The organism is Pantoea sp. SIMBA_079 (assembly GCF_046940275.1).
GTDB lineage: Bacteria > Pseudomonadota > Gammaproteobacteria > Enterobacterales > Enterobacteriaceae > Pantoea > Pantoea borealis.
In genome coordinates this window covers 1-272 of the sequence record NZ_JAWRYR010000305.1, presented here as the reverse complement: position 1 = coordinate 272, position 272 = coordinate 1, and the positions used below count along the sequence as shown (strand labels likewise).

Sequence of the window (272 nt, the reverse complement as noted above, 5' to 3'; positions counted from 1 at the left end):
CATGTTCTACATTTCGATGTGCATTGCTGCGCGCTTGCTGTTGCGCGCACCGGGCGGCCATTGCTGACCGCGCCGGAGCTACTACATTTCTTGAACCTCGATACCGTGTACAGCTCGCATCAGGTGCCGTTTCAACGAGTACACGGGCGTTTTCATGCCCTTCACGTCCTCGACTACCTGCCTTCCGTCGCGCTCGTACACAAAATCCGCCACGTATGTCCGGGCGCGCTTTCGCTTCCCATCCATCACCACCGCCGGCGCGATTTCAAAAC

General features: G+C 58.1%; 1 protein-coding gene. It reads right to left on the bottom strand.

Annotated elements, in window-relative coordinates; all coding sequences use genetic code 11:
* Positions 1-81: 81 nt before the first annotated feature.
* A partial coding sequence (locus SB719_RS20130) for a DUF1064 domain-containing protein (RefSeq protein WP_412159736.1) occupies positions 82-272 on the bottom strand: 191 nt, incomplete at its 5' end.